General features: G+C 48.3%; 12 protein-coding genes. 5 read left to right on the top strand and 7 right to left on the bottom strand.

From position 1 onward, the window contains the following. Positions 1 to 82 precede the first annotated feature (82 nt). Entirely contained in the window at positions 83 to 1,642 is a 1,560-nt protein-coding gene (locus LCD46_19610) for a methyl-accepting chemotaxis protein (protein UOY70218.1), read from the top strand. Here LCD46_19610 and LCD46_19605 read toward each other — a convergent pair. Then, positions 1,639 to 2,133 (bottom strand): PadR family transcriptional regulator, encoded by a 495-nt coding sequence (locus LCD46_19605; protein UOY70217.1) that lies wholly within the window; start codon positions 2,131 to 2,133, stop codon positions 1,639 to 1,641. The two genes, LCD46_19610 and LCD46_19605, sit on opposite strands and share 4 nt — an antisense overlap. A 146-nt stretch (positions 2,134 to 2,279) precedes the next feature. Here LCD46_19605 and LCD46_19600 point away from each other — a divergent pair, with 146 nt between their 5' ends. Beyond that, positions 2,280 to 3,044, top strand: a complete 765-nt coding sequence (locus LCD46_19600; protein ID UOY70216.1) for a siderophore-interacting protein — start codon at positions 2,280 to 2,282, stop codon at positions 3,042 to 3,044. Here the strand turns inward: LCD46_19600 and LCD46_19595 are convergent, their stop codons facing one another. Continuing rightward, on the bottom strand, positions 3,045 to 4,214 hold the full coding sequence (locus tag LCD46_19595) for a DNA repair protein (GenBank protein UOY70215.1): 1,170 nt from the start codon (positions 4,212 to 4,214) through the stop codon (positions 3,045 to 3,047). Positions 4,215 to 4,580: 366 nt separating this feature from the next. On the opposite strand from LCD46_19595, the gene LCD46_19590 reads away from it, so the two are divergent. Next, positions 4,581 to 5,264 carry an outer membrane beta-barrel protein gene (locus LCD46_19590; protein ID UOY70214.1) on the top strand — a complete coding sequence of 228 codons (684 nt, stop codon included), beginning with the start codon at positions 4,581 to 4,583 and terminating at the stop codon, positions 5,262 to 5,264. A gap of 89 nt (positions 5,265 to 5,353) precedes the next feature. Here LCD46_19590 and LCD46_19585 read toward each other — a convergent pair whose 3' ends face one another. Next, the gene (locus tag LCD46_19585; protein ID UOY70213.1) at positions 5,354 to 6,178 is read right to left on the bottom strand and encodes a hypothetical protein; all 825 of its coding nucleotides are present in this window, start codon (positions 6,176 to 6,178) and stop codon (positions 5,354 to 5,356) included. Positions 6,179 to 6,703: 525 nt separating this feature from the next. On the opposite strand from LCD46_19585, the gene LCD46_19580 reads away from it, so the two are divergent. Together LCD46_19580 and LCD46_19575 are read left to right on the top strand one after the other, a co-directional pair. Continuing rightward, a complete protein-coding gene (locus LCD46_19580; protein UOY70212.1) occupies positions 6,704 to 7,192 on the top strand; it encodes a hypothetical protein in 489 nt (162 codons plus the stop codon). Positions 7,193 to 7,732: 540 nt separating this feature from the next. Further along, positions 7,733 to 9,049: an integrase arm-type DNA-binding domain-containing protein gene (locus LCD46_19575; GenBank protein UOY70211.1), complete on the top strand. Its 1,317-nt coding sequence runs from the start codon at positions 7,733 to 7,735 to the stop codon at positions 9,047 to 9,049. 230 nt (positions 9,050 to 9,279) lie between these two features. Here the strand turns inward: LCD46_19575 and LCD46_19570 are convergent, their stop codons facing one another. Genes LCD46_19570 through LCD46_19555 form a run of 4 tightly spaced genes read right to left on the bottom strand, consistent with a single transcriptional unit; the run spans position 9,280 to position 14,203 of the window. Beyond that, positions 9,280 to 9,921 (bottom strand): OmpA family protein, encoded by a 642-nt coding sequence (locus LCD46_19570; protein UOY70210.1) that lies wholly within the window; start codon positions 9,919 to 9,921, stop codon positions 9,280 to 9,282. Positions 9,922 to 9,932: 11 nt separating this feature from the next. Then, complete coding sequence (locus tag LCD46_19565) at positions 9,933 to 11,885, bottom strand: hypothetical protein (GenBank protein UOY70209.1); 1,953 nt, start codon at positions 11,883 to 11,885, stop codon at positions 9,933 to 9,935. Beyond that, entirely contained in the window at positions 11,882 to 13,153 is a 1,272-nt protein-coding gene (locus LCD46_19560) for a hypothetical protein (protein UOY70208.1), read from the bottom strand. Before LCD46_19560 ends, LCD46_19565 begins: the two co-directional genes overlap by 4 nt. A gap of 18 nt (positions 13,154 to 13,171) precedes the next feature. Continuing rightward, positions 13,172 to 14,203, bottom strand: a complete 1,032-nt coding sequence (locus LCD46_19555) for an ATP-binding protein (GenBank protein ID UOY70207.1) — start codon at positions 14,201 to 14,203, stop codon at positions 13,172 to 13,174. Positions 14,204 to 14,268: the final 65 nt, after the last annotated feature.

Below are 14,268 nucleotides of genomic sequence, written 5' to 3'. Positions count from 1 at the left end.
AAACGATCAAAGTCATAAAGTTAGAGAATTCGTTACCGATAACAGCGATCGTCTGAGAAATAATCACATCGATGGAGAAAATATGTTCTTAAATGACGTAAAGATCGGCACGAAATTATTTCTGGCATTTGGGCTATTAATTGTCCTGATGGTGGTGAGTGCGAGTTTGTCCTTGCTGAGTCTGAACCGGGCCAATAACGGGATGCAATCTATCATTACCAGTGACTATCCTACGACGGTAAAAGCGAACCAGTTAATCGACAACTTCCAGGAATTTATTGGCACTCAGCAGCTCATGTTGCTGGATGAACAGGGGACCTATACGGCGCAATCGCAACAGCGTCTGAAGGAGATCAGCGGGAATATCACCGTGCTCCTGGGTGAGCTGAACAACGCGCTGCATGATGCGAAATCACAGCAGGCACTGGCGGATATCCGCGGTGTGCGTCAGCAGTATCTGGACTCGCGTTACCGTATTTTACAGGCAGTGCAGAATAACGATCGCGCGGGTGCTATCAGGGAGATGATGACCACGACCCTTAACCTGCAGCAGGAGTACAAAGCGAAGGTGCAGGCGCTGATTGCCATTCAGAACACCGAAATGCACGACGCAGGTGCGCAGGTGGAGGGGGACTTCAGAACCAACCGTCTGCTGCTGATCCTGATTACCCTTTTCAGCGTGGCGGCAGGCAGCCTGATTGGCTGGTTTATCGTACGCTCGATTACCCGTCCTCTGGGCCAGGCCGTGACTTTTGCTGAAGCCATCGCCGAGGGTGACCTGACCGGCAGCATCACGCCGCACGGTAAAGACGAAACGGGTCAACTGCTGCATGCGCTGATGGAGATGAAAACACGCCTGATGGACATTGTGCAGCAGGTGCAAACTGGCTCAGAGAATATCTCCAGCGCTGCCGCGCAGATTGTGGCCGGTAACCAGGATCTGGCCGCGCGCACGGAAGAGCAGGCAAGCTCTGTTGAACAGACCGCCGCTTCCATGGAGCAGATCACCGCTACGGTGAAAAACACCGCGTCGCATACCGGTGAGGCGACCACCCTCTCAGCAGATGCCGCCACGGTGGTTAAAAACAACGGTGAGATGATGAAGCAGGTGACCAGCAAAATGCGCCTGATTAATGAGACCTCGAACCGGATGTCCGACATTATCGACCTGATCGACGCCATTGCTTTCCAGACTAACATTCTGGCGTTGAATGCGGCAGTGGAAGCGGCACGTGCGGGTGAGCATGGCCGTGGCTTTGCGGTTGTGGCGGGCGAGGTGCGTCAGCTTGCTCAGAAAAGCGCATCGTCTGCCAGTGAAATTCGTGAGCTGATTGAGAGCTCCACCAGCCAGACCCAGGACGGGATGAACCTGGTCGAAAAAGCGAGTGGGCTGATCAACGGGATGGTCGGTAACGTGGAAGAGATGGACGTTATTCTGCGTGAGATCCGCCAGGCCAGCCATGAGCAGACGGAGGGGATCTCGCAGATCAACAGCGCGATTGGACTGATTGATGCCACCACCCAGCAAAACTCTGCGCTGGTGGAGGAGTCCGTCGCGGCGGCGGCATCCCTTAACGAACAGGCGATGCATCTGAAAGAGCTGGTACGCGTCTTCCGGGTGGGCGAGCACGCACCGGCTTAATCCAGCTGGGAGATCTCCAGCGCTGCGCGGTCGATTACGCCGATGATCTGCTTAAGCTGCGCATCGCTGAGCTCTCCCTGATTGACCTTCAGGTCTAATACCGCTTTGAAGTTATCCAGCGCCCGCTTCATCTGCGGGTTTTTTCGCAACTGGAAACCGACGGAACGCGCTTTGATACGCGCCTGTATGTGCGCCAGCTGTTCCTGATTTTCATCCAGCCATTGCTGACCCGCCACGGTAATCGTAATGCTCTTACGGCCGTTTTCTTCTTCCTTAATGAGGATAAAGGCCTGATCCTGTAGATAATCCAGAGTCGGGTAGATTACGCCCGGGCTTGGGGTGTAATTCCCCTGAGTCATGTTTTCGATCTCTTTGATCAGCTCGTAGCCGTGGCTCGCATTGCGCGTCAGGATATCCAGAATCACCAGACGCAGATCGCCGTGGCCAAAAAAGCGCGGTCGACGTCCGCCGCCATCGTGTTCGTGTCGCATACTGTGTCCTTCGTTTTGATATATCTAAACTATATCTAAGATATATTCAGATGCAATCTAAAAGATCTTGCATTCTTGCTGATTAGCAATCATTATCATTTAAAATTGATTTAGATATATCGTATTCACCTGAGAAGGGTCTAAAAATGACATCTACCCGTTACCCACAGCGTGTTCGTAATGACCTGCGTTTTCGCGAGCTGACGGTGCTCCGCGCTGAGCGCGTTAGCGCGGGTTTCCAGCGCATTGTTTTAGGCGGTGAGGCGCTGGAGGGCTTTAGCTCCCGTGGCTTTGATGACCACACCAAAGTCTTTTTCCCGGCTCCAGGGACGACGTTTGTGCCTCCGGTAGTCACCGATGACGGCATCGACTGGGGTGACGGCGTACGTCCTCAGGCGCGCGACTATACGCCGCTGTATGACGCGGTAAATCATGAGCTGGTGCTCGATTTCTTCGTTCATGATGGTGGTATTGCCAGCCACTGGGCGGTCGAGGCGAAGGCGGGTGATAAGCTGACGATCGGCGGTCCACGCGGTTCGCTGGTGGTACCGGAAGATTATGCCTGGCAGCTGTATGTCTGCGATGAGTCCGGCATGCCCGCGCTGCGCCGCCGTTTAGAAGGCATCGCAAAACTGCCTGTTCGCCCGGGCGTTCATGCAGTGGTGACGGTTGGGGATGAATCTTATAAGGATTATCTGGCACACCTGAGCACGTTCGACATCACCTGGATTGTTGGCTATAGCGAGCAGGCTGTGGCGGACCATCTGGCGACGCTAACCGTTCCGGCGGAAGATTACTTTATCTGGCTGACCGGTGAAGGGAAGGTAGTGAAAAGCCTCAGCCGCCAGTTTGAATCCGAAACGATTGATCCGCAGCTGGTGCGTGCCAGCGCTTACTGGCACGCTAAATAATCAGGCTGCAGAATCCAGTTGCGCTTCGCTCACCTGATGTTCGAGCGAGGCGCGAACTTCGTGCAGCGCTTTCTCCTGCTGAGCGAAGTAGGCTTCCATATTGCTCAGCGACGACACCAGAAGCCAGGATTCCTCTTTCTCCAGCTCCGCCAGCTCGTTCACTAAAATGTCGATTTGCTCGCGGACCTGCGCCATTTTTTTGCGGATACGTTCCAGATCGTTCAGCCTGTCGCTGGCCATCAGCGGCTCGAAGCCTTGCTGCAGGCGCGCCACCAGAGAGCGTATGGCTTTGACGTCGCCACGCTGTTTGGCCTGGTTGAGCTGCGCCATCATCGCGTTGGCTTCTTCTTTCAGATCGTCGGCCACCAGATCCGGGTGGCAAAGCTTGCTCGCCTGGCGCCAGAGGCGCTTCAGTTCGTTCTGATCTTCTTCCGAGAGATCCTTTCCTTTACGCAGACGCACTTCGGCATCGTGGTGCTGCTCGCGGTATTTCTCGTACTCTTCGTTGGCTTCGTCGCGCGCCTGACGCGCAGGCTCTTCTTCGCGCGTTAAGCCGCTTTCAAGCTCCAGCGCTTCGGCCAGCAGGTTGGCAATCAGGTTACTTTGCTGCTGCAAATGTTTGCGTGCTTCAGCGGCTTGCACGGAATCGGCAGGCAGATCGCGCCAGCGCTGGGTGAGCGTTGCCAGTACTTCTACAGCCTGCGCCATATACTGCTGGCAGCGACGGTAATCTTCCTCGCGACGACGCGCTTCCGCCTGTTGACGACGCAGGTTCAGCTCCGCCAGCGTTTTGCGCAGGGCGAGGATCTGCTGCATCAGCGGGCCGAGGCGGGAGAAATAAAGATCGTTGAACTCATCCAGCTGCTGCACCCGCGCATTGCGGCGATCTATAAGATCGCGCAGACGCTCTTCCAGCGCCTTCAGCTCCAGCTTGCTGGCCGCCACCTGTGGATCGCGCCACTGGGTGATTGCGCGTTGGCTCTGTAGCCAGGCGGTAATGGCCGCAATGGCCGCGGTGTAGTTCTTCTGCTCAAGCGCCACGACGATTGCCTGTAGCTCATCGTCAAACGCTTCATTTTTCAGGCGTGTCAGCTGGCTCTGGATGATGTCGTCATCTTCCAGTTCAATGGCATTTTTAATGATTTCTAGCCGTTTGATCGGTGTGCTCATGATGCTTTCGCTTTGGCGCTTAAGTATTTGAGTTAAGGTTAGTTGTTGTAAAAGCTACAGGAAATAATACACACGGATGATGATCGGCGCGATGGGGGATTTCTTTAGTTTTGCAGTTTGTGAAGGTGGAGGGGAAGTGAGACGCTTCACGCAGTCCGTTGAAAATCTCATATATTAATTCATTGAAACTACTAATTATTGTTAGAAAAATAAGACCAGTCCCTACGTAACATTACCAGGTAAAACCCATAATCACCCGAATAGTTTGCCCGTGACGGGCCATTTACTATCCCTCTCACTGACTATTTTTCCTGACATCGGCGGACGACTGTTCGACGTGCGGAATATTTTTTCAACGGAGTAGAGATGAGTATGAAAGCTATTTTAGCCGCCCTGCCGATCGCGATGATCCCGGCTACGGTTCTGGCAGCAAATACCGAAGAAGTGTATTACGGTTCCGCAAAATACCTGCAGATTGAACAGCGAGCCAAAGAGATGGATACCAGTTCCCGTCCGGGTGTCGGGCAGTTTGTGGGTGGTAAACAAAAAGAGCACTTAGGCGGTGCGGCGATTGCTGCGGGATACCGGTTTGGTAATGGCTGGCGCACTGAAGGTGAATACACCTTTAAGCAGAAAACCGAATACACCAACGGCTCCAGCGCCTTCCCTAACGGTTTTGATCATCTTCAGACTGAAACAGAACGTCTGATGCTGAACGTCTATCGTGATTATGAGTTGGGCTACGGCGTCTCTGTTTACGGTACCGCAGGGCTTGGTGTGAGCAGGATTAAAGCCGACGGCTGGCAGGGTAATCCTGGCCGTGAATACGGTTCGACGACGCAAAACAACCTGACTTACGCATTAGGCGCAGGCGTAAGTTACACGCCGGTTGATCGTCTCTATGTCGATTTGGGTTATCGCTATATCGATATGGGTAAGATCGAAAGTGGATATAACAACTATGCGAACATGCGTGGCTTAAAAGATGAGCAGATGAAAGCGCACATCGTCTCTAATGAATTTACCCTTGGCATGCGTTATGTCTTTTAACCTGTTGTAAATGTCACTGCTTTAAAACAGGGCCAACGCCGTGGGAATACGGGGTTGGCTTTTTTGTGTTTTTTTTAAACTCAGATTGGCTACATTGATATTCGTTCTTCTTTATTATTTTTAATTTCATTTTTATTTTCCAAAGAACGCTTGTAGTTTACAACCTGTAAATTAGCACGAATAAATTGCCACAGTGAAAACAACCATACTACACCGATAGTCAGGTATATATATGCCAAAGCAAGTAAATACTTTTTAGATGTGTTTATTGTGGCTATTTCTTGTTCAAGCCACCGTTGATAAGATTGGCTGTTATTCAACAGCTTATTGCATGCCAGAGCAAAAACTGAGTCATTAGGTATTAGCTTACGGGAGTTTATACAATCTTCTTTGCTATGGATTGTTGCATTGTTAATAGTACCAGATTGCGATGTAATTATTAATGTATCTTTGGATAAATAATAAGTAAATGTTCCAAAATCAATTTTAGCAAAACCATACGCTATAGAGTTTTGCGTATACCAAAAAAAAGAACCTGTCAAAATTAACATCGTGCCGAGAATAATTGATGTTATTTTTTTCCTGGTAGGAATTTTTTTGGTGATATCGCCCCAGGAGCTAGTAAGGAGGAAAGATGATGGTTTTAATTTTCCTTCATTCAGTCCAAGCTGGATTAAACGGATATCATTAATATTTGAGATGTTGATGCCATTTATGATTTTAAATAATTGAATATCAAACCATTTATTATCCATGTGTTTCATTTTTGAGTCTGTATACCCTACACCAAAATAGCGTAATGCAAATCGTAATAAATTCGACAAACCATGCGCCCTATTCAGGGCTACAGCAAAGAGAGTTGCGTAGACAACGTAACGTGTAAAATCCTTATTGCCCAATAAATTACCGATCATGTTTAGCCTCAATGTTGTGTGATACGTTATAAAACGGCATTAAGTCGAAAATCTTTAACGTGTGGAGTAATTGGTTGCTTATAAATGCTCTCGCATCTCTCAGCAACTCGCTCATGCGCTGCGCAACATGATTCGCACCCGCCTAAGGTTTTGGAGCCTAAGCATTTTTCATTTTTTTCTTCAAAACATATCGCCAGACCGTGTCAGTGCTGGCGGCGTTTAAGCAAACCATATACAAAAATGCGCGATGCCAATCGTGGTGCGGGCTGGCGTGATATTGTGTTGGAGTCTGAAACTGAAAAAAATTCTTGGATACGTTGCTAATGACTGGTTATTCTTTGTTCGAGTTCAGAGCAATAGGGATGAGATATGGACGCTAAACCGGTTGCATTAGGGATTCTCGATGGGATCTCCTCTATACCAAATACAGCTTACATGGGGGTTGTAAGAAGCTGGGAGGGAAGCGGACTTGCCGGGGAAAGCGCCAAACAAAGAAACCAGGTTGAGACGTAGCGTTTTTTCTATATGCTCAAGAGCTTGGGTAATGCTGAGTCACCTTTGCGAAGGCTGATTACTATCGTTTTCACCTCGTTCTATCAGAAACTCAATGATGAAGGTAAAGAGGCCGTAAACAATAAATTGGGTTACGGAGCCGGAAGCATTGGTGGGCGAACAGGTGGGCAAATTGTACTGGCTCAGACAACCGCAAGTCTGATGTTGAATCGCCTGGCGATTGATCAGGCGTACAAACATTTTATCCGGTTCAGTGCTTCAGCCGCGTTAAACGTCGTGATGTTTCAGGGGATTATTGAAGAATCAGCCAGAGCGTCAAGACGGATGAAAGCCAAATATCCCTCTACATACGCCAGGGTGTCAAAAGAGAATCTGGATATGGTCTACTTTCTCGTTGAACAGCAGTTAGAGCCTTACCTCGTGTTCATTGAAGGACATCCTATGGATTGCAAAGGAATACAGAATGAAATTTGTAAAATCGTTAATGTCCCACGCAATTGAGGGAACCATCACCTCTCTGGCTGTGATTTTTGCTATGGGGTCATTCTTCTGGTTTGAAAGTACATGGATGAAATTCGCCGGGTGTTTTGGGGCATTGATAGTTGGCTATGTGCTTTCATACGGGGCGGCAAAAATCAGAGGCGGGTAATAAAAAAATCATACAATGCTATGCAGGATGCAGCCTGGCGAATGCTTGAGAAAAAAATCCAGGGGACAAAAAGGGGACACTCGCAATTCCCACAACAAAAAAGCCACTCACTAGAGTGGCTTAATTATATGATTATAAAGCTAAAATTTGGTGGCCCCTGCTGGACTTGAACCAGCGACCAAGCGATTATGAGTCATAAAATTGGCATGTTTTTAATTGTTCGCCATTGTCTCTGTTTGTGTTTCTAATTGTCTATAATCAATCAGTTATGAAGTTGTTTTTGTTTCTGATTGGTTCTCTCATTTCCCCATTGTACTATCCTTACCTGACCCATTACCTGACCCAAAATGGGCATTGGGTCAGGTAACGCTTATCCTCATAAAGGTAACCTCATGGCCGCTAATCTTACCGAGACTGCTATACGTGGATTGAAGACAAAAAGTACGTCGTACTACGTGTGGAGCAACAGTGCTCAGCGTGGTACTGGCAGGCTTGGCGTTAAGGTTCAGCCTTCAGGCAGCAAGGTTTTTTATTTCCTTTACTACGTTGAGAAAGGGAAGAAAGAGAAGTTCATCCAGTTGGGCATCTGGCCTGAGATGAAACTGGTGACGGCCAATGAGCTGGCGAAAAAGTATGGTGCCTGGCTTGTTGAAGGAAAAGAGCCCCAGCAAGAGCTTGAGCAACAGCGCCTGGCCGAACAGCACATCATGCAACTTCATCGCTCGCAGGGATCGTTTAAAGAGCTGGTACATGGCTACGTTAACAAGATGAAGCTCGACAATAAGCGGACCTGGGCTGATGTTCTGAAGCGTCTTGAAAAAGAGTGCTACACGGTTATCCCTCGAGAAACCAAAGCGAAAGATGTCACGCCATTACAGATCAAAACGATCTTATCTGGCATCATCCAGCGTGATGCAGTGGTCCATGCGAATCGAATTCGTTCCTACCTGATGGCGGCTTTTAACTACGGTCTTAAAGCCGATAACGATCCGATGAATACCAGCGTGGGTATTACGTTCGGCCTTGAAGTTAATCCGGTATCGGCCATACCAAAGCAGTCCTCGGCGGAGAAAGTGGGTGATACATGGTTAACGCTGGAGGAGCTACGTTTTGTCATGGAGCAGTTCGCTCAGGCAACTAACGTTGGGCCGCTGATGCAGCATCTGATTCGCTTCTGTGTTTATGCTGGTGGGCAGCGTCCGTTTGAAATGATTGCCAGCCAGTGGAGTGCAATTGACTGGCAGCAAAAGACATTGCTGGTCATAGCCGATGTATCGAAAAACAAGCGTGAGCATCTGATCCCGCTGGCTGAATCGGCACTACAGGAATTAGCCTCAGTGAAAGAACTGACTAAGGAAAGCAACAGTCCCTATATCTTCCCGCTATCAACCAACGGTGAGCGACCGGTACGCACTGATAGCCTGGCGCGTTCCATCATGTATTTCCGGGCTTTTAATCCTGAGTTTAAAGTTTTCACAGCGCGAGATTTACGTCGCACTTGTAAAACGCTGATGGGGGAGGCGGGGATCAGCAAAGAGATCCGCGACCGTATCCAGAATCACGCTTTGAATGACGTCAGCTCTAAACACTATGATCGTTATGACTACCTGACTGAAAAGCGTAGGGCGCTTGAGATCTGGGAAGACAGGGTCAACAACTATCAGCGGCAGCAGGAAAATAACGTTGTGAACCTGTTTGGGCGGAAGTAGCATTTATCTGGACAAGGCTACCAGGTAAGAACGTTGTGTGGCTGGTGTTCTCTGCGGCATCAAAAAATTGCGATGCCGCAGAGATACTGGCGGAGGGCTATACGAGACTTTCTTCTTTATTTCGGTGACCGCCTGAGCGGTCACGTCTAATAAATGGCAGTACATTGAAGGCGGCACAGGCTCTCGCCTTTAGCACGTAGACACTCCGATTAATATCACGCTAGGTAATACTACTTTTCTGGCAACACGAACCGAACTTCAATGCGACGCTGACGAGCATCTTCCGGTGCAACACCGGGAATAGGCTGCGAGTCACCATATCCGGCAACAATCACTCGGCGTGCAAAAGCCTGAGCAAGATCGCCAACTATAAATTTACGCGCCTCTCTTGCACGCGCTGCCGATAAGGTAAAATTATCGTCATAGACAGTGCAGAAACTTTCAAAGTTAGTCACCGGACGGGTAACTGGAAGATTATCCGTATACCCTTCAATATAAACTTGTCCGCTTCTAAATTCGGTAAGAAATCTGACGACCTGCGTTTCAATCGTCGCCAATGCCTGGCTTGCCTGAGATGCAATGCAGGCGCTGCCGCGATTGAAAACTCCATCACGCAACGTAATTTTTTGCGAGTTGACATCCAGCGCAACTAAGCCCTCATTTGCCGTTCCATCAAGTGTGGTTTTAATACTTCCCAACATTTCCCCTACTCGGGCTCGCTGGGCATTGACTCCCTGTTCCATTTCCTGCTTATGCTTAATATCTGACCATGTTTTCTGTAGTACAGACATCACCAGCAGTAACATAACTACAGCCATTACTCCCGACATCAGGTCGGAGATCGAGACCCACTCATTAGGTTTATCTTTCATGAGTGAGCACCTCAGACTGCATCATTAACGATGTTCATGGTCGATAACGTTTGGTCGATATGTTGTAATGTATTGGCAAGTGGCGTCAGGCTTTTTTCAATTTGCTGAACCAGGTGGTTCCGTTCTGGCGGTGACAGCATTTTACGAATCCCTCCCAGCTCTTCCAGAGAACGGATCAATCTGTCATCGAGCGAAGAAAGTGCAGCAGAGGCATCAGTATTACTCAGCATTTCATCACGTAATGATTCAATGCTGTGCACCAGTTTACCGACACCTGCAGTGACCCTGTCCATTCCCGGCTGAAGAGGGCTCTCTTTCTGCATGAGCTGGAGTTGATTCACCAGCGTTTCAATCGCATCTGCATTTCTTTCACCTGATGTCGTCATCTCCGCATAACGGTTGTTCAGGCTGGCTACTTGCCGATTGCTGCTGGATACCGCTGTTAGTCCGTTAACTATTTGCTCACGCAAATCATCAACCAGTTTTGTCATAGCGATCACTTTTTCATTTAAAGTTTCACTGGTGATCATAAATTCACGCTGCGCATCACGCTGAGTTTTCATCGATTGATCGATGGAAATTCGAACTTCACTCATTGTGGTGCCAACGTTTTGAGAAAGGTCGGTAACTGCACTGGAAATGCCATCTGTTGCATTTGCCATACTGGTGGATATCGATTCCATATTCTGGCTAAAACTTTCGCCCATTTGGGAGATGGTGGAACCAAGATCGGTTTTAACCGTACCTAACATATCGGTAATGCCTGTACGGAAATCACCGATAACCTGTTGCAAATCACCGGCGGAATTCCCCATTTCTTGTGCTGCCGATGACATTTTTTCGGCTGAATGTTGAATGGCAGACAGGTTACTACTGTTGGTATTAATGAAGTGCTGTAACGATTCTCGGGTCGTCGTTAACTCTGTTATCTGTTGTTGCCCTTGCACAGACTGATCTTTGGTACCCTTAACGATATTGTTTTGAATTTCACGCAAGAGGTCTTGCAGTTTTACCAATTGCTCATTTTGGTTAATACGCTGTTGTTCAGCGTTATCACCCTGACCGGCGATCCTCATATATATCGCGGCTACCTCGGCATGGTGTGAATGGTTAACTTGCCGGGAATTTTCGCTTTCCTCGTGAATACTGTTGCATACGTGCTGCAATCCATCGATATGTTGCTGCTGAGTACTACGGGATATATCTGTCAATTGTTCCAGATATGTTTCCTGTATTTTGCGTTGTTGTGCGGCAGCATGGCCCTGCTCAATCAGGGGCTGTAAAAACGACTCCATACCTGAAGAGAACTTGCTCAGCAACTGCCGTGTGGCTTCACTTTCCACCTGCATTCTGTCGTTCAAACCCTGTAATGCTGCCAGATACTGTAACCGGGTCTCTTTATGTTCAGCGCGCTTTTGCTCTCGTGACTGGTCGAACACTTGCTTCATCTGCTGTGCGCACCAGCGTAAACGCTTCTCGTCATATCCTAACCCAGCAGCACAGGCTTTAAGGATCAGATACGCCATGATCCCCCATGTCGACGTTTTAAATTTCGTCCCCAGCCCTTCCATCATCCCCATCAGATTCGACATGGCGTTATCCATGCCTGCGGAGTTAGCATCAATCAAAATATCCGATGCTTTATTAAGGGCAATTCCCAGACCGAGGAAAGTGCCTAGCAACCCTAAAATTAACAAAATGCCCGGCATGATATCGGCCATTTTTTCTGCTGGACTGGCAACTGCTGCGCTGATTTCGTTGACTGAACCATGATCAACATCGAGATGGTCTGCCCCATTATTCAGTGCATCACCTTGCCATTTTCTGTCCCAAAAGCGCTGATTTGCCTGCCAGAGCAATAAACCAATCGTCAGTAAAACCAAAAAAAGCATTGTGCCGCCAAACAGCATCTGAATGACGTCGAATTCCGGCAATATAAAGGCAAAAAATTCATGAAACGTCATGCTGCCACCTCGACAAGCTTGCTTGCACGTGCGCGGCTGGCTTTTTCAAAGATATTGGCAAAATCGATAATTAAGCTTTGTTGCTCGGTATTAAGTTCTTCCCAACGCTTACCAAACTGAGCACACTCAATAATAATCATCCCAACCGTGCTGCTGTCTTCCATCAAATATTCTTGGTCAGCAAATTCTTCAGGCTCTTTTTCTAGCATTTGCAGAAATCCTTCTGCTGCAAAAACATAATTACGCATTTCATTGGTTCGTTTGCGTTTTGTTTCCATCTCAGCCTGTTGCACTGGTAAACGAGCTTCCAGGTCGTTGAGCATTGGTACTTCATCTTCCTGAAGATCACCAAGGCGCTGGCCAATCTGTAGACGTCGCAGAAGTACTTGTTCTTTCGACAGACCGTCATTCAGCGATTTCCATTCATTTTCCATATCCTGCAGGTTATACCCCCAGGCCATTATCATTTCTTCGAACACGAAGGGGATAAGTTTCTTGCCAAAACGCGCCATCACAACACGATCCAGGCGTTGCGTTGCCTCATCGCTCAACTGAGGGTTAGGTTTTAGCAATTCGTTGCCAGTTTCAATAAGAAACAGGTCGTCATCGGTTATCGTATCAATGTCCTGCGCACGCGTAAGATGCTGCTCAGTATCTTTCAGTAACTTCTGCGAAGCGCGTAACCGCAGATAATGTTCGAAATCGTTGATCTGAATGTTATCCAGGACGTCCTTAATACGCGTTGAGAGTTGGGCATATAAGGTAATCAGGCTCGCCAGATCAACAGCACTCGCTGCTTCCCCGCGCATCTGGTTACGCGCTTCGCGTAAAGCTTGCTCATGCTCACTGGCCTCATCCATTTCTTCAGGTGTAAGAAACAAATCTTTAAGTTGTTTGGCTTTATTAATTGCCCACTCAATGGCCTTGCCAATACGTTTCGCCAGATCACTCTTATCCCATTCGACCAACAGCCCCAACGCTTTATCCAGCGCTTTCAAAGCGCCACCCACCCACGGGAATTGTGGCAACATCTTTTCAGCTAATTTTGCTGCGTTTTGCACGATAGGGCGAATAACATTACTGATAAATGGCTTCACCTTTTCCCAGATGCTCTTTACACTTCCCACAAAGGTCTCAGCTTTCTCTGCCATCCAGGAAACGGTTTTAGCTGCGGTTTCTTTAATACCATTCCATACCCGGCTGGCAGTGCTTGCCAATCCACTTGCTACGCTGCTGCAAAAACTGCCGACACTTGACCAGAAACCCATAATCTTCTCCTGTTGTTTTTATTGGATACCTAATAATTTTTTTGCTGTGTTGACTTCACTGGCTGTACGTCCCGAATGATTGGCTATCGCTTGGTGGGAGGCCAAAACTTGTTCTATCGCACTCCGTAAATGAGCGATGTTAAGTTGTGCAGTCTCTCCGGTGCGTTCTGCTTCCAGCAGCACTTTAGGCAGTGCCAGACGCATACAGGTACGGATCTCTCGTCCTGCCAGTCCTTCGGATAGTTCGCTTGCGGCGGTGAGAAGAGTTTCTCTTTCTTCTGCGAGTGGAATTTCAGCAACCACGAATTTGTTCCAGAGATGGTAACGGGCTGTAAGATCAGGAAGCGTAAATTCAACGTGATAGCCAATACGGCTGCGGAACGCCTCATCATAGTTACGTGCGAAATTAGTCGCGAAAACTACAATGCCGTCAAAACGCTCCAGCTCGATCAGTAACGTAGAGCGCATCGCATTAACTTCATTATCAACGCCTTGTGTGACAGAGGAGAGTCGTTTCCCCAGTAACGTGTCGGCTTCATCGAAAAAGAGCAGCGCTCCGGTTTCCTTAGCCTGCGCAAAAGCAGCCTGGATATTTTTAGCCGTTTCTCCCATAAACTTGCTTTCCAGTTCTGCAATACCAAGAGCAATAAAGGGCATTCGTAACTGTCCAGCCAGTGCCTCGGCGCAAAGTGTTTTCCCGGTGCCGGGAGGGCCATAAAAATTTAGTATCGCCGTCGACCCCATAGGATCAACGACTGAAAAATTCCATTCCTGGTAGATCGTTGTATGAAAACGCAGACGAGCCATGCATTCATCAAGAGAGGAGCGGGTGGTCTGGGATAAGATGACATCTTTATCTAGAGTAAATCTCGGGTCTGTCGGTATATTTTTTTTTCCATTTTCGTCGTCATCTTGTGGAGATAACGGCTGTCTAAACGGTGCTGAATTGTTACTGTGCGCTGACATAAGATCTTCATTCATAGAGAGATGTTTAAGTTCCGTTAAACCAGGGCTGTCTTGTCCCTGAAAAATTATCATATTGATAATCATGTGAAATATAACTTTAGGTGTTATCGGCCTGTGGCTTGGTCACTTGAGTAAAAAAATTTCGGAAA

It is taken from the genome of Enterobacter ludwigii (assembly GCA_023023105.1).
GTDB classification, from domain to species: Bacteria; Pseudomonadota; Gammaproteobacteria; order Enterobacterales; family Enterobacteriaceae; genus Enterobacter; species Enterobacter adelaidei.
This window is presented reverse-complemented; position numbering and strand designations above follow the sequence as displayed.

Bases quoted from the DNA above. Each gene is read 5' to 3' on its own strand.
- LCD46_19610 (UOY70218.1), top strand. From the start codon at position 83: ATGTTCTTAAATGACGTAAAGATCGGCACGAAATTATTTCTGGCATTT.
- LCD46_19605 (UOY70217.1), bottom strand. From the start codon at position 2,133: ATGCGACACGAACACGATGGCGGCGGACGTCGACCGCGCTTTTTTGGC.
- LCD46_19600 (UOY70216.1), top strand. From the start codon at position 2,280: ATGACATCTACCCGTTACCCACAGCGTGTTCGTAATGACCTGCGTTTT.
- LCD46_19595 (UOY70215.1), bottom strand. From the start codon at position 4,214: ATGAGCACACCGATCAAACGGCTAGAAATCATTAAAAATGCCATTGAA.
- LCD46_19590 (UOY70214.1), top strand. From the start codon at position 4,581: ATGAGTATGAAAGCTATTTTAGCCGCCCTGCCGATCGCGATGATCCCG.
- LCD46_19585 (UOY70213.1), bottom strand. From the start codon at position 6,178: ATGATCGGTAATTTATTGGGCAATAAGGATTTTACACGTTACGTTGTC.
- LCD46_19580 (UOY70212.1), top strand. From the start codon at position 6,704: ATGCTCAAGAGCTTGGGTAATGCTGAGTCACCTTTGCGAAGGCTGATT.
- LCD46_19575 (UOY70211.1), top strand. From the start codon at position 7,733: ATGGCCGCTAATCTTACCGAGACTGCTATACGTGGATTGAAGACAAAA.
- LCD46_19570 (UOY70210.1), bottom strand. From the start codon at position 9,921: ATGAAAGATAAACCTAATGAGTGGGTCTCGATCTCCGACCTGATGTCG.
- LCD46_19565 (UOY70209.1), bottom strand. From the start codon at position 11,885: ATGACGTTTCATGAATTTTTTGCCTTTATATTGCCGGAATTCGACGTC.
- LCD46_19560 (UOY70208.1), bottom strand. From the start codon at position 13,153: ATGGGTTTCTGGTCAAGTGTCGGCAGTTTTTGCAGCAGCGTAGCAAGT.
- LCD46_19555 (UOY70207.1), bottom strand. From the start codon at position 14,203: ATGATTATCAATATGATAATTTTTCAGGGACAAGACAGCCCTGGTTTA.